This window comes from Xanthomonas sp. WHRI 10207 (assembly GCF_040202975.1).
GTDB lineage: Bacteria > Pseudomonadota > Gammaproteobacteria > Xanthomonadales > Xanthomonadaceae > Xanthomonas.
The window spans coordinates 177,127-196,859 of sequence record NZ_JBEGDX010000007.1; the positions used below are offsets into that span (position 1 = coordinate 177,127).

A 19,733-nucleotide genomic window follows, 5' to 3' on the forward strand; every position below is an offset into this window, starting at 1 on the left:
TTGTCGCCATTGCCAAGGACGCCGTCGTGAAGCCATCGCCGTTGCATCGCCTGTTGCTGTGCGCAAGTTGCGCGGGACTGCTGGCGCTGGCCGGCTGCGGCAAGCGCGATGCCGGTACCCAAGCATCTGCTTCGGCGCCGCCGGCCAGCGGCACTGCCACTGCCGCCGCACAAACGGGCGACGCCGCCAAGGCGCGTGCGTTGATTGCACAGCTGCGCGAACAGCTGGATCGGCACCGCCGCATCATCGTGTTGCTGGCCGATGAGGACAAACAAAGCCCGCGCGATCGCGCCACCTCCAGCAGCGTGGGGCAGCAGCTGTTCCATGAAAATCTGGAACAACGCGAACGCATTGCCGCCGCGTTTGAAACCGTGCTGAACTCGCGCGACTCAAGCCGCTTCGCTGCGATCGCCACGGTACTGGACGAAGTGGAATCGGCGCCGGATCTGTTCGATGCCGACCGCCTGGCATTTCGCGAGGTGCTGCGCGAGCTGCATGCGCGTATCGGCAAGGATTCGGCGCTGCCGGCAGTCAAACTGCATCAACGCATCGGCGAGGATCTGGAGGCGCTGGACGAGATCGAGCGCAGCTACAACACCGAACTGACGCAGATTTTCAGTCGCTTCGATCGCACCCGGGCCATCGTGCCCAAGCGCGAAAAGTGGGACGACTACGTGGCGCATTTGCGCACCTTGTACACACGCGAAAAGATCCTGCGCGACCATGGTGTGGTGGAGCCGTATCCGTTCTCCGCGCGTGATAGCGACAGCGAAGTGTTCGGCCGCGATCTGCCGCCCAAGACGGTAGTGCTGACCTTCGACGACGGCCCGCACAAGGCCTACACCGAAGAAATTGTGGCCATCCTCAAACGCTACGACGTGCCCGGCGTGTTCTTCGAAGTGGGGCGGAACCTCGGCAGCCTGGACGCCGATGGCAAGCCCAAGCTGGCGCCATTGTCCAAGATCAGCCATACGCTGATGGAGGAAGGCTATGCGGTGGGCAATCACAGCCTGACCCATGCGCAGTTGTCCAAGACCACCGGCGATGCATTGCGTAGCCAGGTGCTGGATACCGACACGCTGTTGCGTGCGGTGGACGACAAGCGTGCGCCGCTGTTCCGGTTTCCGTATGGCGCGCGCAATGCCGAAGGGCTGCAGCTGCTGGGCGAAGCCGGCCTGAAGTCGATCATGTGGAACATCGATTCGCTTGACTGGGCCGACCCGGTGCCAGAGTCGATCGTGCAGCGCGTGCTCGACCAGGTGAACAAGGAACAGCGCGGCATCGTGCTGTTTCATGACATCCACGACCGCGCGGTGAAAGCCTTGCCGCAGATTCTGGACCGGTTGATCGCCGATGGGTATCAGTTTGCCGGCTGGAACGGCCGTGATTTTTCGGTGGCGCGTGCACCTAGTGCCGTGGCCGACGCAACGGTGACCACCGGCTATGCCAAGTCGTGGGCGATCGTGATCGGCATCGACGACTACGCGCACTGGCCCAAGCTCGAATATGCAGCCAACGATGCGCAAGCGATCGCCAGCACCTTGACCGGCCCGCTGGGATTTCCGTCGTCGCAAGTGATCGTGCTGAAAAACAACGAAGCCACGCGCAACAATATCCTCGCCGCCTTCCATGACCGGCTTGGGGAAGGGCGCGCGCAGACCAACGACCGCGTGTTCGTGTTCTTCGCCGGCCACGGCGCCACGCGCCGGCTCGCCTCCGGGCGCGACCTGGGCTACATCATTCCGGTCGACTCGGACCCGGAGCATCTGGCCAGCGATGCGATTGCGATGAGCGACCTGCAGAACATCGCCGAAAGCCTGCAGGCCAAGCACGTGCTGTTCGTGATGGACGCGTGCTACAGCGGGTTGGGTCTGACGCGCGGCGGGCCGACCTCCAGTGCGTACTTGCGCGAGAACGCGCGCCGCATCGCGCGCCAGATGCTCACCGCCGGCGGTGCCGATCAACAAGTGGCCGATAGCGGGCCGAACGGGCATTCGGTGTTTACCTGGGTGCTGCTGCAGGCGCTGGCCGGCAAGGGTGATCTCAATGGCGATGGCTTGATCACCGGGACTGAGTTGGCTGCGTATGTCGCACCGGCAGTGTCGGCGGTATCGGCGCAGACGCCGGCATTCGGCAGCCTGCCGGGATCGCAAGGCGGCGAGTTCGTATTCCAGGTGCCCAGCGGTGAAGAATTCCTGACCGCCGATACCGCGCAGTTGTCGGCCGATGCGATCGCACTCAACGGACGCGTGGATGCCGCGCGTCCTGCTGCTGCGACTACCGGCGCTGCGGTGGCGGCTGCGCCGGTCACGGTCAAGACCTTGCAAGGTGGCGAAGCCAAGCTGGTCTTGCCGACCGCAGTGAAGAGCAGCGATCGTCAACGCGCGCAGTTGGCCAACGAGCGCGGTTTGCAGTTGTACAAGGAAAAACGCTACGCCGAAGCCGCCGAACAATTTGCCGAAGCCTTGAAGCTGCGCCCGGATTTTGCGCTGGCTGCGAACAATCTTGGGTTTGTGTACTACCGCCAGGAGCGCTTTGCCGAATCGGCGCGCTGGCTTGAAAACACGCTCAAGATCGATCCATCGCGCGCGGTGGCGTATCTCAATCTTGGCGATGCCTACGCCAAGGCCGGCGATCGCGACAAAGCGCGCAAGGCGTATTCCACTTATCTGGAACTGCAGCCGCAAGGCAGCGGTGCGGCGCAGGCGCGCGCGCAGTTGCAGACGCTTTGATGCACTACGGCGGGCACACCATCCAGCACGGGCCTGCGCCCAGATGGACGCGTGTGAGCTAACGCCCGAGCATCGGCCACACGGCTGACGGCTGTGCAGGTGTTTTGATCGTCACCCATTCGGTTCCAATCCACGCAAGAGCAGTGCCCATGTCCTCTTCCACGTCCACCATCGTTGCCATCGCCAGTGCTGCCGGAACCGGCGGCGTGGGCATCGTGCGGCTGTCCGGGCCGCAAGCGGTGCAGATCGCAACGCAGCTGGGCATTGCGTCGTTGCAACCGCGGCACGCCCAATACGCGCGCTTTCGCGATGCTCAGGGCGAGGTCATCGATGACGGCATCGCGCTGTGGTTCAACGCGCCGCGCAGCTTTACCGGCGAAGAGGTGGTGGAGCTGCAGGGGCACGGCAGCCCGGTGGTGTTGCGCCAACTGGTTGCACATTGCGTTGCACTGGGGGCACGCCAGGCACGCGCCGGCGAGTTCAGCGAAAGGGCGTTTCTCAACGGCAAACTCGATCTGACCCAGGCCGAAGCGATTGCGGATCTGATCGCTGCCGGCGATGTGCGTGCGGCGCGTGCCGCGCGGCGTTCGCTGGACGGTGTGTTCTCGCGCCGCGTCGATGCAGTGAGCGACAGCCTGACGCGCTTGCGCGTGCATGTGGAAGCGGCGATCGACTTTGCCGACGAACCGCTCGATACATTGGGTGGTACGCAGGTGCGCGAAGGATTGCAGCAGGCGCGCACATTGCTGGCGCAACTGCTGCGCGATGCAGAACGCGGGCGCAAGCTACGCGACGGTCTGCATGCAGTGTTGATCGGCCCACCCAACGCGGGCAAGAGTTCGTTGCTCAACGCGCTGGCCGGCAGCGATCGCGCCATCGTCACCGATGTGGCCGGCACCACGCGCGACACCTTGCATGAAGCGATCCAGCTCGATGGCTTCGAATTGACGCTGGTCGATACCGCCGGACTGCGCGATGGCGGCGATGCAATCGAACGCGAAGGCATGCGCCGCGCGCGTGCCGAATTGCAGCGTGCCGATCTGGCGCTGGTGGTGCTCGACGCACGCGACCCGCAAGCCGCGCGCGAGGCGATTGGCGATGCCATCGACGCCGTCCCGCGGCAGCTGTGGATTCATAACAAATGCGATCTGCTGGACAACAGCGCACCGCTGCTCGATACCAATGCAGTGGCGGTTTCGGCAACCACCGGCCAGGGATTGGAACAGCTGCACACCCGCCTGCGCGAGCTCGCGTTAGGCGATGGCGTTGAAAGTGTGGACGGCGAATTCTCCGCACGCACCCGGCACGTGGATGCATTACGACGTGCCGAGCAACATGCGGATGCGGCCGATCTGGAACTGGGATTCGAACAACTCGAACTGGCTGCAGAAGAGCTGCGCCTGGCGCATGCAGCGCTGGGCGAGATCACCGGCAAGCTGAGCGCCGATGAGTTGCTGGGCAAGATCTTTTCGAGTTTTTGTATCGGTAAGTGAAGCGCCTCTGCGCGATGCGCCGCCAAGAGCCTCGTGAGCCGACAAATAAAAATCCGGCCTTTTCAGGCCGGATTCGTAACGCACACAGTGATGCGACACTTTAAAAGTCGTAGCGGGCAGTCAACCGGAACGAGCGCGGCGTCTGATAGTTCTGATCGTTCAGATAGTTCGGGCTGATCACATCACGCGAGGCTTCACTGAACTCGTCGTACTCGGTGACTCGGTCGTTGTTGAACAGATTGAACACGTCGAGCTTGATGCGCAGCTTGTTATCGGCCCAGTTGGGCACATAAGCGGCGGCCAGATCGAAGGTCCAGGTCCACGGCGTGCGGCCTTCGTCGCCACGTTGGCGTAACACGCGGGTACCGTCTGCGTTCAAGCAATAAAAGCTCGAGCCGCCGTAGCCGCTCAGGGTGCCCTGGTCAGGCTGCGGGATGTCGTCCAGCGGGATATAGCCCTGGCAATTGATCGGGCGCCCGGACTGCAGCACCAGATTTCCGCCAAGCTGCCATTCCGGCGTGATCGTATAAGCACCGAACAGCTTGAGCGTGTGCTGACGATCGTTCGGGGTCGGCCCATAGGTGCCATCGGTGAACAGGCGGTGGTCGAAGTCCTGGGTGAGGCCGGCGTCCTCCTGTTCCAGCGTGGAATTGACGTAGCCTTCCACGTTGCCGCGTGTCCTGGCGAACGTATAGGAGCCCTGGAAGTTGAACTTCTCGCCAGTGCGCTCCCAGAAGAACTCCAGAGCGGTATGCAGGCGGCGATATTCCGGCAGGCCAAGATACGAGGCCGGCAAGGTCGCCAGTTCCAGTTCGCCATCGCCATTGAGATCGACGTTGATGGTCACATCGCTGCCGGGATTCAAGAAGTAGCAGCTGGGCACCGAGCCCGGATCGAAATCCGGAAATCCATTATCCGCCGCCCAATCGATCCACGGATTGGTGGTGCAGGTGTCGTCCATCCCGGACTTCACTTCGCGGCGGATCATGCGTACACCGGCCATCCAGTTTTCCGTCAACTGCAGTTGGCCACCGAGGATGATCTCGTCCTGGTACATCGGCGACAGGTTGGTGGACGCGACAGAGGCCGGATTGGGCGCGGTGAGCGAGCCATTGGTCTGGGTCTGGCCGATTTGCGCGCCTTGGCCCACCGGCGTGCCATCGGCTTCGCTCCAGCCATTGACGAAGTACCAGTTGGACACAGTCGATTCGGCGCCGGTGGCACGGATACTGGAGTTGGTCGCCACCGGGATGTAATAGCGGCCTGCGGTACCGAACAGCTTCAAGCTGGAGTCGCCCAGCACATCCCAGGAGAAGCCCAGGCGCGGGGCCATTTTGTAATCGGATTCGATCCAGGCAATACCATCGCCGTTCTTGTTTTCGAACTTCTCACCGCGCAAGCCGAGCACGGCGAGGAAGTTTTCGGTGACCTGCCAGTTGTCTTCCAGATAAAACGCGCTGTTGGTGTTTTCGTATGTGGAGCTACTGGTCTGATAGACACGCGAGCGTGCGTACAGCGCATTGCGCGGAACCAGCTGGCCGTTGACCGTGCGACCAGGCCGGCCCGCAAACGCACCGGTGGCCACCGAAGTACCTGGCACCGTGTAATACGCCCAGTTGATGCCACCGGCGTAGGTCCGGCCACGGTGACTGGATTCGTACTTTTCCTGATCCACGCCGAAGCGCAGCCGGTGATCGCCCAGTACCCATTCGCCATCGACACGGAACGCCTTGCGGATGTCCTCGTCCGGCTCTGCGTCGGCGTCGGCGATGGTGGAGATCGTGCCCGGGTTGCAGCCGATGTACCGGTCGATCACGCTGGTGGTCAGGCCGAAGCTATAGGCCCACGGGCATTCGCTTCCGGCCGGGTCGGCCGGCAGGCGGGAGTCGATCAGATTGCTCAGGTAGCCGTATTGCGCCGACAGCGTGAAGTTGTCGGTGAAGTAGCCGGTGTACTTGAGGATGCCGATCTTGCCGCCGTTTTCCATCTCGTACTGCTCGATCGGCACCTCGTGCCGGCCAACGTTGTAACGGTTATCACCGTTGGCGTCGGTGGCGTATTCGTACGTGCGGTATTTGGTCTTGGCCTGGTTGTAGATGCCGGTGAATTCGACCAGGTTACTGTCGTTGATATACCAATCGAGTTTGACCATGCCCTGCGGGGTCGTGTCACTGACGCGCCGGCTGGTCAGCGCGTAGAAGTTGTCTTGACTCTCCTGGCGGCCTTCCACCATTGCAAAGAAGAACAAGCGGTCCTTGATGATCGGGCCGCTGGCATAGGCAGAGTAAATGGTGCTGTCGAACTGATCATCGCTGCGGTACTGGTACAACGGGTCTGCCGCATCAGGGTCACGCTCGCGGACGTTTTTACCTGCCGCAGCGCCCCAGTCCGGCGCCCATTCCACGCTGCCGCCGTAGTGCCATTCGTTGGAGCCTGCCTTGGTGACGATGCTGACGATGCCGCCCAGCGAGCGGCCGTACTCGGCGCCGTACCCACCTGTTTTGACCTGCAGCTGGCCGATGCTCTGGAACGGCAGATTGGCGAACGACAGGAACGTGCGCATGTTGGTGACGTCGAAGCCATTGATGTAGTAGCCGTTTTCGGCCACCGACGATCCGCCGAACGAGGCAAGGTTGCCCGCACCCAGCCCGCTATCGCCGCGAACCGCGCCGGGCGCGAGCAGCGCGACCGAAGAGACGTCGCTGGCCACCGGCAGCGAGACCATCTGCTCGGCGGTGAACACGGTGGTCGATTCCACCGAAGAAACGTCGATGGGGTTGAACGCCTGCGCGCCCACCACTTCGATCCGGTCAAGCGTTTTGGCCTGACTGCCGAGCATCACTTGCGAGCCGCTGCCAACCTTGACCTCGACCTCGCGGCTCACTCCATCGGAGGTGATGATGTACTTGCCCGGAGGCAACTGACTGAAGGTGAATCTGCCATCTGCGGCGGCGGTCGCCGAGCGGCTCACGCCCGTCTGCGGGCTCTGGATGGCGATGGTGCTGCCGGGCTGCCCACTACCGAAAATGGAGCCAACCGCGCTCTGCGCCTGCACCCCACCGATGACGCACATGCCCAGCGCCAGGCTCAACGCGCTGCGCTTGATGTTGCGCGATAACGAACTACGAACCCCTGGACGCGTCATTCCTCTCTCTCCTGATGAATTCGGTCACGGATACTGCAGACGTGGGACTCGACTGCGAGTGCAGTCGAGGGGGAGCTGGGTTTCAGGGCACGATGTCGACAACCTGAACGGATGTCACATTCCTGAAGCCTGTCTGAAGATTAATCGAAGATGTACGGAAATGTCATCATCCGGCAACGATTGCCAAATTCAGTGCTTCTGGGCCGAGATTCGGACGCGCAGATGCTGTAAGGGAATGAAGTGTTCAGCCGTGAGGTACCAGCGCTAGACAGGCGGCAACGCTGCAGGGAGCCGGGTCGTCGAAGCGGAGCGATGCCAGGACCCGTGGCATGCAGCGTCAGACGCCGTAAGAGAGGCGTCGCGCTTGCCAAGGCGGTGTGTGGATCCCCGATCGCCACGCTTACTGCATGATCAAGAAGGCGTAGCGCGCCGATAAGGGCTGCAAGGCCGCTTCACGACTGCGTTGAGAACGCGCAGGTGCTGCTGCACCCCGGGTTATTGGGGCGCCTGCCGCAAGGTCCACGATGCTGCCCGGCCTGGCGCCGGTTCTGCGTGCTCGGGCGGTAGGCCTGCTGCGGTAGGTCTGCTTTGGTCCGCGTACCAGTGGCGCATAGGCCCACGCTAAGGCGCAGTTTTCCGCGTTCCTCGTGCATGACGCGGCTCTTCGCTTTGTTGGTGTCGCACGCGCATCGGCCGCAGGTCGGTGGGCTGGCGCCGGCCGACGTTCGGTAAGACCGCTGCGCACAGGCCAGCGCACTTCAGACCGGCATGGCCGTTCCAGTCAAACAGGGCAACGTGCGCTGTTGCCTACATCGCGCCCGGCAACACTGTCTGCAAAGCCGCCGTTTCCGCTGCGCATGTGGCCGAATCCGCAGGCTTGGCCTTTGCGATTTCGCGGCGTGCAGCGATCAGATCCTTTTCAAACCCCGGGTTGCCGTGCAATGCGGCGACGGTGGCTGCGCCCATCATTCGGCCTTGCAGGACATCGCTTTGCCAGTGCACGTTGCAGACCAGGCGGCTGTCGCCGAAGGCGCGGCCGCGTGCCAGGAGCGCATTGCGTTGGGCGGGAGCGATCTCGGACAGGATCAGGCCCCAGGTCCAGCCGATGGCGGTGTGGCCGGACGGGTAGGAGCCGTTCTTGCGCAGTGCCGCATCGTCGGCAGGGGTGCACATCGGCTGCGCGTTGCGCATGAACGGGCGCTGGCGCTGATAGCGCGCCTTGGCGGCGCTGGTACTGCTGCTGGCGTCGCGCATGCTGCGTTCGAGCAGGCGCAATAGATGCGGCGTGCTGGTCTGGTCGATCTGCACGCCCAGTGCACAACTGAAATGGGCGGCGGCGTCGGGAAAGCTCAGCACCGCGTCGCGCGCAGCCAGATCCCAGCGCGGTGTGCCGCGCAGCGCGAGCATGGCTTTGGCGATCGCCTCGTCATTGGCGAGCGCGGCGCTGCCGTCCTGCGGCGGCGTGGGCACCAGCTGCAGGCTGTCGGGCAGCTGCTGTTTTTCCAGGTATCCACGCGCGTCGGTGGCAAGCACCGAATCCGCCGGCTTTGCCGGTTGCCGGGCACTGGCCACGCCGCTGCCGATCACCAAGGCAGCAATGGCGACGCTTGCCAGCGTGCGTTGTGAGTGGCGGGCGATGCGGTGGGCCATGGACGATTCCTCGAAAGCAGTACGACGGGAAGAGTCGCGCAGATTACGACCTACAGATGACACGCGCATGCCAGCACAACGCAGCGACAGCGCGGCATGCGCAGCAGCTGTCTCGGCACTGTCATCTGAGCGTCGCATCGACGCAAGACAGCTGTCGCACGCTTGCCGTCATCTTTTGACTCGTCCCCCACGCCACTCATGCCCAAGACCCATCTCTTAAGTGCTGCCGTTCTCACCGCGCTTGTGTTGTCGCCGGCCGCGCATGCCGCCGATACGCCGGCCGACGTGTCTGCCGACACCGGCTCCACCGTGCAGCAGCTCGATGCGGTGTCGGTGATTGGCCAGGGCGAAACGCGTCAGGTGCAGCGCATCACCCAGCAGGACATTCCGGTGCTGCCGCCGGGCACCAGCATCCAGAAGCTGCTCAACCGCATGCCGGGCGTCAACGTGCAATCCAACGATGCCTTCGGTGCCAATGAAGAATCGCAGACGATCAGCCTGCGCGGCTTCAACGGCACGCGTCTGGGCTATACGCTCGACGGTCTGCCGCTGGGCGATAACGCCTATGGCAACTACAACGGCCTCAACATCAGCCGCGCGTTGATCGCAGAAAACTTTGGTGGCGTGGAGCTGGCCTCGGGCATCGGTGCGTTGGGCACCGCGTCCACCAGCAACCTCGGCGGCACCATCCAGTACTACTCGGCCGACCCGTCCAGCGTGTTCGGCGGGCAGGTCTCGCAGACGCTGGGGTCCGATGCCAACCGTCGCACCTTCCTGCGCGTGGATACCGGCGATTACAACGGGTTTTCTGCGTATCTGTCGGGCATCGAAGCCACCGCGGACATGTGGGCGCGTCCGGAATCGCCGACCACCACGCGCCAGTTCAACGCCAAGGGCGTGTACCAGTTCGACGGCGGCAAGCTGACGGCGTTCGCCGATACCTCGCGCACCTCGCAGGCCGATTATTCCTATCTGTCCAAGAGCGGCATGGCACGTGGTCTGGGCTGGGACTGGAATCTGTACGCACCAGATTGGAACCGTGCACTGGCCGCGGCGTACTGCGCACCAGCCACGCGCAATGCCGCACGCTGCGGCTTCAGCGGTGGCGTGGATAACGTCGACGATGCTTACTACCAGAGCCGTGCGCTGCGCGACGACGATCTGTTCTATGTCGCCGGCGACTTCCAGCCCAACGATGCGATCAGCCTGCACACGCAGGTGTATCACCATGAAAACAAGGGGCAGGGCCATTGGTGGTCGCCGGGCCAGGCCTCCAATCCGGGCACACCGCAGGCACTGCCGATCTCGATCCGCAGCACCAATTACTGGATCAACCGCACCGGCGGCATCGCCTCGCTGGGTTGGGATCTGGGCCCGCATCATCTGGAAGCCGGGCTGTGGTACGAGCGCAACCACCACGATGTGGAGCGCAATTTCTACTGGATCACCGGGCCGGTGGACGACGACAAGTTTCTGCAAAATCCCAACCGTCGGCTGTTCTCGCAGAACTACGTGATCACCACCCGGCAGTTCTACGTGCAGGGTAATTTCAAGTTTCTCGACGAGCGCCTGAGTCTGGATCTGGGCATCAAGAGCCCGAGCACCGAAATGGCCGCACGCGAGACGCCGGGCATCGCGGTGGAAGCGCCGGTGGCGACCGGGTCGATCAAGGCCAGCGAGTCGGTGCTGCCGCAGATCGGGCTGGGTTATCGCCTTGCCGAAGGCCAGGAAGTGTTTGCCTCCTACGCAGAAAACATCGCTGCGTTTCAGGGCGGCGGCGCCGGTGGTCCGTTGCTGGTGACCCAAGCTTCGTTCGATGCCAGCGTCGGTGCGCTGGAGCCGGAAAAGTCGCGCACCGTTGAAGCCGGTTACCGCTTCGTGCGTGATCGCTTCGAGGCCTCGCTGGTGGGCTATGACGTCACCTTCGACAATCGGCTGCTCTCGCTCAATCCCTGCGCCAGCATCCAGCAGGGCACCACGCCGGCCTGCACCACGCGCTTCTTCAACGTGGGCTCGGTGAGCAGCCGCGGTGGCGAACTGACGGTGATCTGGAAGCCCACCAGCTACCTGCAGTGGTACAACTCGGCCTCGATCAACCGCTCCACCTACGACGACAACTACGTGCAGAACGGGGTGACCATTGCCACCGCCGGCAAGACCACGGTGGATACGCCCAAGCGCATGTTCGCGAGCGAAATCGCCTTCAATTACGCCGGTTGGAACGTCAACCTGCGCGGCAAGTACACCGGTGAACGCTTCTATACCTATACCAACGATCAGGGCTTTGGCGGTTACACGTCATTCGATGCCGGTGCCGGCTATGAGTTCGGACAGGTCAGCGTGCTGCAGTCGCTCAAGCTCTCGCTCAACGTCACCAACCTCACCGACAAGCGTTACGCCTCCAACCTCACCGCGTTCGCCAACAGCGATCCGAATGGGCGGCAGTTGGCGTTCCACGCCAGTGCGCCGCGGCAGGTGTTTCTGACGCTGGATGCCAAGTTCTGAGGACGGGATTTGGGAGTGGGAAATCGGGAATCGTAACAGCGGGTCTGGTTGCTGCTTTATTGATTTCCGATGTTGATCGACGTGAATAGTCTTAGAGTGGCTGACACCACCTAGCGAGTGATTGTCGGGCGGGTGCGGACGATGCGGAGGAAGCGGGATGCACGGGCGTGCATCTCTGCTTGATCGTCGGCCAAGCTGGCCTCGCGATGACGCGGTGGTGTTGATGGCTGCTTTTTCGTTGGAGAGAGGCATGATGCAGTTCCACCGTGCGTTGGTGTTGGGAGCGATGATGGTCGGCATGAGCGTGCCCGCGTTGGCCGAGGCACCGTTGGCCAAGACGGTGCAGATCTTTGCGCACCGTGGCGCCAGTGCGTTGCGTCCGGAACACACCTTGGCTTCTTACGCCAAGGCGATCGTCGATGGCGCCGATTTTGTCGAACCAGATCTGGTGTCCACCAAAGATGGCGTGCTGGTGGCGCGCCACGAGAACGAGATCGGTGGCACCACCGATGTGGCCAGTCACCCGGAGTTTGCTGCGCGCAAGACCCGCAAGACCATCGATGGGCAATCGATGGAAGGCTGGTTCACCGAAGACTTCAGCTTGAACGAGTTGAAGACGCTGCGCGCGCGCGAGCGGTTGCCGCAACTGCGTGGCACGCGCTGGGACGGGCAGTTTCAGATCGTGACCTTCGACGAGATCATCGATTTCGTCGCGGCCGAATCTGCCGCAACCGGGCGCACGATCGGGCTGATTCCGGAGATCAAGCATCCGAGTTATTTCAGTGCGCTCGGTTTGCCGATGGAAGACAAGGTGCTGGCCACCTTGCACGCGCATGCGTATACGCGCACGGCGCCGGTGGTGATCCAGTCGTTCGAGACCGGCAATCTGCGGTACCTGCGCGGCAAGATCGGGCGGCAAAGCAACATCCGCCTGCTGCAGTTGCTGGGTGGGGCGCAGATGCCGTTGCCCGATGCGGGCAAGGGCGACGCGCCCGGCACCTATGCGCAATTGATGACCCCGGCCGGGCTCAAGCAGGTTGCCAGCTACGCCGATGCGATCGGGCCGGACATCCGCGCCATCATTCCGCTGGACGCGCAGCAATGGCTGGGTACGCCGACCAGCCTGGTGCGCGATGCGCATGCAGCCGGATTGCAGGTGCAGCCGTATACGTTCCGTCCGGAAAATTACTTTCTGGCCGCCGATAACCGCAGTAGCGGCGCGGTGACCGAGCGTAACGACGCAGGTGCCTTGGCCGAGCTCAAGACCTATCTAGACACGGGCATCGATGCGTTCTTTGCCGATGATCCGGGTCTGGCGCGGCGTGCGTTGCGCGGGCAAGCACCGCGATAGGTAGCGCGTTCGTAGGAGCGCGCCTGAGCGCGACGGGCATCACCGGGGTAGCTGCATCGCGCGCGGGCACACTCGCGCGGGATGCGATGACGACGCACTTCGTGTTGCAGCAACGCTCACGTTGCGTGATCCTCGGACACCTATCGTGCCTGGCATCGTCGGTAACGCCCCGTCGCGCGCAGGCACGCTCCTACGGGAGCTCAGCATCGTTTCGATCATCGTTTCATGCAGGTACTAAGTACCTGGTGGGCGCTCGCGCGGCGGGAAATGCAGTACCACGTTTTCCGAGCCGTCGTCCTGGCGTTGCCACAGCACCGGTACCTGACGCGGCGGCGGTGGTTCCAGCATCGCGTGCTCGGCGTCGCGCACTTCCCAGGCGGCGTCCTCGTCCTCATCTTCCCAGCTGTAGCGCGGCTTGGCTTGCTGCGGGTCGCGCAGGCGTAGCAGCAGCGCGGCGATCAAGCCGGCCACCGCGCCGCCCAGATGCGATTGCCAGGACACGCCGGCTTCGTGCGGCAGGATGGTCACCAACATGCCGCCGTAGAACAGGAAGGCGATCATGCTGGTGGCGATGGCCGGGCGGTCGCGCCTTAGCAGGCCCAGCACAAACACCAGAAACATCAGGCCGTGGGTGACGCCGCTGGCGCCCAGGTGGCGGCTGCCAGGCTCGCCCAGCAGCCACGCGCCCAGCCCCGAGCCCAGCCACAGCAGCGGCAATGCCATGGCGGTGGCGCGCGGGTACACGCTGCCGGCCAAGGTGCCCAGAATCAGCAGCGCCGCCGCATTGGCGCCCAGATGCGCGAGCGAGCCGTGCAACAGCGGCGCGGTGAGGATGCCGATCAGCCCGTCGGCCTGCAGTGGCGCGACCGCCCAGGCGCGCCAGTCGAACATGCCTTGCGCGGTGAACACCGCCACCAGTAGCAACACGGCGGCCAAGCTGATGTTGAAGGCGCGCAGGACCCGCGAGCGGTCCAGGCGGCTCTGGGTGGTGGCATCGGAGGCAACAGAATGCGGTGTCATACATTCACGGATGGCGGCGTGGTTTTGCCTTTGCAAGCCCCGTGAGCGCGGGATAACCGGATCCGGCGACGGGACAATCCCGCCGCCTGCCGGGCTGATGCAACGCCCGGCAGGCAGGCCGCGGCGGCAAACAATTCACCGCAGAGGATCGGGTGGCAACCAGGGCGCGGCGCCGATGTTCCGGTATCGCCTGTGGTGCGCTGCGGCCCAGCCGAGCAGTGGGCGGCGTAGCCACCGATCAAGGCCGAAGACCACGACCCGGCTCAGTGGCAAGAGACGAAGCGAAACCGCGGCGTCCCTTGCACCACCATCTGCAGCAAAGCACAACTCCGATTGCCGATTGCCGATTGCCGATTGCCGATTGCCGATTGCCGATTGCCGGCCGGTCAGTGCCCGGCAGGCTTGGCCGGGCGCAACAGGCTCAGCATGATGGTGGCCACCAGGATCGTGACCACGACCGCCAGCGAGACCAGCACCGGGATCTTGTACAGATCGATGATCATCATCTTGGTGCCGATGAACACCAGGATCACCGCCAGGCCGTACGGCAGCAGGTGGAAGCGGTCGGCCATGCCGGCCAGCAGGAAGAACATCGCGCGCAGGCCCAACACCGCAAACACGTTGGAGGTCAGCACGATGAACGGGTCGGTGGTGATCGCAAAGATCGCCGGGATGCTGTCCACCGCAAAGATCACGTCGATCACCGCAATCAGGATCAACACCACAAACAGCGGGGTGAACCAGCGCTTGCCATCCTTGATCACGCTGAGCAGGTTGCCGTGGTACTGCGGGCTCAGGCGCAGATGACTGCGCATCCAGCGCAATACCGGGTTGGTCTCCAGATCCGGCTCCTTGCCGGCAGAGAACCACATCTTGATGCCGGTCAGCAGCAGGAACGCACCGAACACGTACAGCAGCCAATGGAACTTGGCCAGCAGCATCGAGCCGGCGAAGATCATGATCGCGCGCAGCACGATGGCGCCCAGTACCCCGATGATCAGCACGCGCTGGCGCTGTTCTTCGGGCACGCCGAAGTAGGTCATGACCATCAGGAACACGAAGATGTTGTCGACCGCTAGCGATTTTTCGACCAGGTAGCCGGTCAGAAACTGCAGCCCGATCTGATCGGCCCGCGCATCGCCAATGGTGCCCTGCAGGTACCACCACAGCCCGGCATTGAAGGCCAGCGCCAGCAGCACCCAGCCGATGCTCCACCAGGTGGCTTCCTTGAAGGTGACCTTGTGGGCGCCGCCATGGCGCATCAGCACCAGATCGATCAGCAGCGCGGCGATCACCACCGCCCCGAAACCGCCCCATAACCAGACATTGCCAATGGTTTGCATAAAAGAATCCCGAAAAGTGAAACGACCTGGACAGCCGGTTGGGCTGAGGCCTTGTGACACGGAAATCGTGGATTCCGGGTGACGGACCTTCGCCTGCGCGGCGAAGGTCTCGCTCGCAACCGGCCAGACCGGTTGCCGTTGCACCGGAGCGTCTGCCGGAGCAGGACTCGTAATGACGGCGACAACGTTGGGAGCTACTCCCCTTCTGGGGCCGATTCTGCGTGCCGGGGACGGGCACGTCAATCCAGCCGGATACAATAGGTGAATGAATACTCCTGTCCCCGTCGTCCGACTCAAGAATGCGTGGCGTTCCAGCCACCCGTGGATCTTCCAGAAGCTGGTCGAAAAGCCCATCGCCAAGCCCAAACCCGGCACCATCGTCGATGTGGTCGGCGTGGATGGGGAATGGATCGGCCGCGGCTTCTACAACGGCCACTCGCGCATCGCCGTGCGCATCCTGGAAACCGACCAGTCGGTGCCGGTGGATGCGGGCTGGTTTTCGCGCAAGATCGCCGCGGCGGTGAGCCTGCGCCGCGACTGGCTCAAGCTCGACGGTGTCTCCGACGCCTGGCGCGTGGTGCATAGCGAAGGCGACGGCCTGTCCGGCCTGGTGGTGGACCGCTATAGCGACCTGGTGGTGGTGGAGTTCTTCGCCGCCGGCATGTTCCGCCATCGTGAGTGGATCTACGAAGCGCTGCGCGAGCAGTTCCCGGGTTGCCGCTTCCACAGCTTTGCCGACGAACACGTGCAAAAGCAGGAAAGCTTCGACTTCCACAGCAACACCACCACCGAAGCGTCCGTGATCACCGAGCACGGCATCAAGTTCCGTGCCGACCCGGCCGGCGCGCACAAGACCGGTTTCTTTGCCGATCAGCGCGACAACCGCCAGTGGCTGAGCGAGCAGGTGGAAGGCAAGACCGTGCTGGACCTGTGCTGCAACACCGGTGGCTTTGCGGTGTATGCGGCCGCGCGCGGTGCGGCCGAGGTGCTGGGCGTGGATATCGACGAAGACGTCATCGCCATTGCCAAGGGCAACGCCAAGCTCAACAACGTGCGCCCCAAGTTCGTGCAGGCCGATATCTTTCCGTGGCTGCGCGATGCGGCCAATCGCGGCGATCAGTTCGATGTGGTGATCCTGGACCCGGCCAAGATGACCCGCGACCGCGAACAGGTGATCCCGGCGCTGAAGAAGTACCTGGACATGAACAAATTGGCGCTGGGCGTGGTCAAGCCCGGTGGCCTGTTCGCCACTTTCTCGTGCACCGGCCTGGTGGCCGAGCAGGAGTTTCTGGACATGCTGCGCCGCGCCTCGTATTTCTCCGGCCGCACCATCCAGATCCTGAAAGTAGCCGGCGCCGGCCCGGACCATCCGTTCATGGCGCACGTGCAGGAATCGCGCTATCTCAAGGCCGTGTTCTGCCGCGTGATGTGACAGCAGTAGTGATGAGGCAGCGGACGATGCGTAGCGCCCGCTGCGCGGTTGGGCACCGGCGGCGGCATTGCAGTCGTGGCGGCCCGATGACGGCGCCGCTGTGTGGCTGCGTTGCACTGCAGGTAAGCGGTGCACGGCGGGTGCTCGCATCTGCCGCCGCAGCGCGTAGCGTGCGCTGTTCCATGTGATGCAGGTGAGGCGGTACGCTCATCGTCATCGCGCAGCGGATGCAGGTCTGTGCACGATGGCAATGGGTGATGGCTGCGCACTGCAGCCGGGACTTCAACGCAGACATTCACTAGGGAGCGGCAGCCGATGACGTCCAGCGACGAAGACGAACGCAAGGCCTTGCGCCGGTTGCTGCGCGAGATCGAGCGGCCCAATGCCAGCCTGCTGGCCAGCAACTGGCCGGTGTTTGGCGTGTGGCTGCTGTTTTCCGGGGCGTTTATGTATCTGTTCCAGACCGGCACCGGCTCGCCGCTGCACCCGTTGCTGCTGGCGCTGGGCTCCACCTGTCTGGGCGTGTTCGGCGCGTGGATCGTGTTCCGCTCGGTGTGGGCGCGGCAATGGCCGCATGTGCGCGAGCACATCGATGTGGAAAGCCTGCGCGCACGGCTGGCCGAACTCGACGATTGAGCCTGCGTTGGACGTGCAGCGTGCACGGCAACGTCGATGTGCAGTGCTGGTGTGCCTGCGGCCGTAGCGCTGCAGGCAAGCGCACGCCTGCATGCGATCGCTCTCAACCCCACTCGTCACACAGGACCACGCGCTGCTTTCAACAGGTTGCAACTGTGGTGCGGTGACGTGGTTAAAACAGCCAAATCAGACGCGAGGCGCAATGCCAAACAAACGGCACGTGCCAGTGACGCGCGCAAGCGGCGTAAGCGTTGCGTGCGTCCACCGATGGCCGTCCCTGGCCTGTGTGTAGAGTCTTCTTGCGCTGATGCGCAGCTACTTGCTGCAGCTGCGCAAGATCACCAGCCGGCTGGCCGCGCGGTGATTTCCGGCACCGCCTGGCGCAGGTCTGCACCAAACTCCGGGTTGGTCATCGTGGCCGGATCGACAAACCCGTAGAACACGCCCTGGGTGGGCGAAGCGCCTTGTTCTTCGACATCGCCACGCAGCTGTGCGGTGCCGCCGACGTTGATGGCGCCGAACGCACCCGGGCCCATGAACACGGTATGCGCCTGCGCAGTGGCACCGATGGTGGCGCCCGGATGCCACACGGTGAGCCCGCCGAGCACCGCATTGCCCTGCACCGTGCCGCCCATTACCGTGGCGCGGTCATCGATGCGTGCATTGCCCAGCACATTGCCGGCCAGCACGCGTGCGCGTGGCCCCACGTAGGCGGTGGAGGCGACATTGGCGGTGTTGGCGACCCAGCCGCCGCCGTTGGCGTGACGACGTCCCACCGGGGTGGGCGTGGGCGCATTGGGCTGGCTGCCGGCTGGCGCGGCATTGGTCAGCGTCACGCTCCACGGGTAGCGGTAGATCGCGTAGTACGACTGGTCCCACTTGATCTGCTGCATGGTGCTGGGCGCGCCCATCACCATCAGATACACCGCGCGGTCGCCGCTCTTCAGCGGCATGCTGACGCTGGCGTTGGCGCCGCGCTGCAGCGTGCTGTAACGCGCCTTGCCGGCACTGTCGATGGCTACCACGCCCCAGCGCCAATCCGAGTCCGGGGTGGGAATGCTGGACGGATCGTTGAGCAGGCCGGGCAGGCTGGTGACCGCTGCTGCGCTCTGCACCTGGCCCTCGAAGGCGACCTGGATCGTGGTGGCGCCGCTGGCGGGGATCAGCTGTACCAGGTTGTAGCCCCAGCGCTGCGGTGCCCATTCGAACGGCACGCGATAGCGGTTGGCCTGGCCGGCCACCGGGTCGAGCACGGTCATGCGCAACGCGCGGTCGCGGTTGTCCCAGTCCTGGGTGCGCTGCGGGTCGAACGACAGATTGCTGCCGTAGCGCGCGCGATACAGCACGCCCTGGTCGCTGCCGTCGGGATTGGTGTAATCCCAGTTGACGTTGCGCATGGCCCAGTCGCCGAACACATCGTTCAGTTGTGCCTGCGTCCAGCCCATGTTGGTCTTGATGACCGAAAACGGATCGGCGGTGCGACGCGCCGGGTTGTCGATGCGCGGCGCCTTGCTCCACATGTCGTTGATGATGGCGTAGCCGTAGCGGTTCTTCAGATACTCCATGAACTGCCAGTTGCAATAACGGTCCCGCGTGGAGCCCAGATACACGTGCGGGTAGTTCACCAGCATGCTGGAGCAATGCACGTCGCTGCTGTGGAATTCCGGCAGCTGATGGGTCATCCAGTTGGCGTGCGATTCCCAGATCCAGCCGGTGTATTCGGACTCCTGCAAGCCGCCAGCCTGGTACTGCAATGCATGCGTGAGTTCGTGCGCCAGACCCCAATGGTCGCGCAGGCCGCCCGGCGCCATCCACATGCCCATGCCGCCACTACTGGTGGCACCGCCGCTCAGGCCAAAACTCGGGTCTAGATGCAGGTTGGCCTTGTACTTGGTGGCGACAGTGCAAAACGGCTCGGGAAACTGCAGGCGATTGATGAAGGTGTCCCAGACCATTTCCAGATGCGCGCCGGCCGCGCGGACATCCGCATCGGAGACACCGTTGCCATTCCAGCGGAAGGCGAAATGCGCGGTTTCGTAGCGCACCGGCGGCATGCCGATTTCATTGACGCGTGCCGTCCAGGTGCCGGCGGTGCAGGCCGCACTCGCGGTGGAGGCCGCGCCAAGGCCGGTGGCGATCAAACCAAGGGTGAGCAAGCGCCGGGGCAGCGCACGCGATGCGATGGACATAGAGGGATCTCGCCAAGAAGGGAAGGTGTTGCGCACACCCGCACGTCGCGCGCTGAAAGCACGGCGATCTACGGGTATCGGGAGTGGGGGATGCCGCCAGCGACGGCCGCGCAAGTGTGCGCAGCGCCGACCGCCGCGCAATTGCTTTGGCAGTGTATTTTTTAGAACTGCAACGCGTTCGGCGCTCGCGGTGTGGCGCTGGTTGAACTTGTGCGTGCCATGACCGGGCCATTTGCG

General features: G+C 63.7%; 11 protein-coding genes and 1 other RNA gene. 6 read left to right on the forward strand and 6 right to left on the reverse strand.

The window, feature by feature from the left end:
* The first annotated feature begins 26 nt into the window (after positions 1-26).
* Together ABQU90_RS19845 and mnmE are read left to right on the forward strand one after the other, a co-directional pair.
* Positions 27-2,732 (forward strand): polysaccharide deacetylase family protein, encoded by a 2,706-nt coding sequence (locus ABQU90_RS19845; RefSeq protein WP_323520813.1) that lies wholly within the window; start codon positions 27-29, stop codon positions 2,730-2,732.
* 149 nt (positions 2,733-2,881) lie between these two features.
* Positions 2,882-4,225: a tRNA uridine-5-carboxymethylaminomethyl(34) synthesis GTPase MnmE gene (gene mnmE, locus ABQU90_RS19850; protein WP_323520812.1), complete on the forward strand. Its 1,344-nt coding sequence runs from the start codon at positions 2,882-2,884 to the stop codon at positions 4,223-4,225.
* A 100-nt stretch (positions 4,226-4,325) separates the two neighbouring features.
* On the opposite strand, the gene ABQU90_RS19855 is transcribed toward mnmE, so the two are convergent.
* Positions 4,326-7,370: a TonB-dependent receptor gene (locus ABQU90_RS19855; RefSeq protein WP_323520811.1), complete on the reverse strand. Its 3,045-nt coding sequence runs from the start codon at positions 7,368-7,370 to the stop codon at positions 4,326-4,328.
* Between the two features lie 807 nt (positions 7,371-8,177).
* Complete coding sequence (locus ABQU90_RS19860; RefSeq protein WP_323520810.1) at positions 8,178-9,020, reverse strand: acid phosphatase; 843 nt, start codon at positions 9,018-9,020, stop codon at positions 8,178-8,180.
* A 198-nt stretch (positions 9,021-9,218) separates the two neighbouring features.
* On the opposite strand from ABQU90_RS19860, the gene ABQU90_RS19865 reads away from it, so the two are divergent.
* Entirely contained in the window at positions 9,219-11,525 is a 2,307-nt protein-coding gene (locus tag ABQU90_RS19865) for a TonB-dependent receptor (protein ID WP_323520809.1), read from the forward strand.
* 98 nt (positions 11,526-11,623) lie between these two features.
* Here ABQU90_RS19865 and ABQU90_RS19870 read toward each other — a convergent pair.
* Positions 11,624-11,698, reverse strand: a non-coding RNA gene (locus ABQU90_RS19870) — sX9 sRNA.
* A 77-nt stretch (positions 11,699-11,775) separates the two neighbouring features.
* On the opposite strand from ABQU90_RS19870, the gene ABQU90_RS19875 reads away from it, so the two are divergent.
* The gene (locus ABQU90_RS19875) at positions 11,776-12,876 is read left to right on the forward strand and encodes a glycerophosphodiester phosphodiesterase (RefSeq protein WP_323520808.1); all 1,101 of its coding nucleotides are present in this window, start codon (positions 11,776-11,778) and stop codon (positions 12,874-12,876) included.
* A 234-nt stretch (positions 12,877-13,110) separates the two neighbouring features.
* On the opposite strand, the gene ABQU90_RS19880 is transcribed toward ABQU90_RS19875, so the two are convergent.
* Positions 13,111-13,896 (reverse strand): rhomboid family intramembrane serine protease, encoded by a 786-nt coding sequence (locus ABQU90_RS19880; RefSeq protein WP_055852532.1) that lies wholly within the window; start codon positions 13,894-13,896, stop codon positions 13,111-13,113.
* 386 nt (positions 13,897-14,282) lie between these two features.
* Positions 14,283-15,239 (reverse strand): TerC family protein, encoded by a 957-nt coding sequence (locus tag ABQU90_RS19885; RefSeq protein WP_323520807.1) that lies wholly within the window; start codon positions 15,237-15,239, stop codon positions 14,283-14,285.
* Positions 15,240-15,504: 265 nt separating this feature from the next.
* On the opposite strand from ABQU90_RS19885, the gene ABQU90_RS19890 reads away from it, so the two are divergent.
* A complete protein-coding gene (locus ABQU90_RS19890) occupies positions 15,505-16,671 on the forward strand; it encodes a class I SAM-dependent rRNA methyltransferase (protein ID WP_055852526.1) in 1,167 nt (388 codons plus the stop codon).
* A gap of 315 nt (positions 16,672-16,986) precedes the next feature.
* Positions 16,987-17,307 (forward strand): hypothetical protein, encoded by a 321-nt coding sequence (locus ABQU90_RS19895; RefSeq protein WP_115514768.1) that lies wholly within the window; start codon positions 16,987-16,989, stop codon positions 17,305-17,307.
* 338 nt (positions 17,308-17,645) lie between these two features.
* Here the strand turns inward: ABQU90_RS19895 and ABQU90_RS19900 are convergent, their stop codons facing one another.
* On the reverse strand, positions 17,646-19,496 hold the full coding sequence (locus ABQU90_RS19900) for an Svx/AvrXca family virulence/avirulence protein (RefSeq protein WP_323520806.1): 1,851 nt from the start codon (positions 19,494-19,496) through the stop codon (positions 17,646-17,648).
* Positions 19,497-19,733: the final 237 nt, after the last annotated feature.

What these genes read in the sequence shown, in the direction of transcription:
- ABQU90_RS19890 (WP_055852526.1), top strand. Translation starts at nt 15,505, where the DNA reads ATGAATACTCCTGTCCCCGTCGTCCGACTCAAGAATGCGTGGCGTTCC.
- ABQU90_RS19885 (WP_323520807.1), bottom strand. Translation starts at nt 15,239, where the DNA reads ATGCAAACCATTGGCAATGTCTGGTTATGGGGCGGTTTCGGGGCGGTG.
- ABQU90_RS19900 (WP_323520806.1), bottom strand. Translation starts at nt 19,496, where the DNA reads ATGTCCATCGCATCGCGTGCGCTGCCCCGGCGCTTGCTCACCCTTGGT.
- mnmE (WP_323520812.1), top strand. Translation starts at nt 2,882, where the DNA reads ATGTCCTCTTCCACGTCCACCATCGTTGCCATCGCCAGTGCTGCCGGA.
- ABQU90_RS19860 (WP_323520810.1), bottom strand. Translation starts at nt 9,020, where the DNA reads ATGGCCCACCGCATCGCCCGCCACTCACAACGCACGCTGGCAAGCGTC.
- ABQU90_RS19865 (WP_323520809.1), top strand. Translation starts at nt 9,219, where the DNA reads ATGCCCAAGACCCATCTCTTAAGTGCTGCCGTTCTCACCGCGCTTGTG.
- ABQU90_RS19880 (WP_055852532.1), bottom strand. Translation starts at nt 13,896, where the DNA reads ATGACACCGCATTCTGTTGCCTCCGATGCCACCACCCAGAGCCGCCTG.
- ABQU90_RS19855 (WP_323520811.1), bottom strand. Translation starts at nt 7,370, where the DNA reads ATGACGCGTCCAGGGGTTCGTAGTTCGTTATCGCGCAACATCAAGCGC.
- ABQU90_RS19875 (WP_323520808.1), top strand. Translation starts at nt 11,776, where the DNA reads ATGATGCAGTTCCACCGTGCGTTGGTGTTGGGAGCGATGATGGTCGGC.
- ABQU90_RS19895 (WP_115514768.1), top strand. Translation starts at nt 16,987, where the DNA reads ATGACGTCCAGCGACGAAGACGAACGCAAGGCCTTGCGCCGGTTGCTG.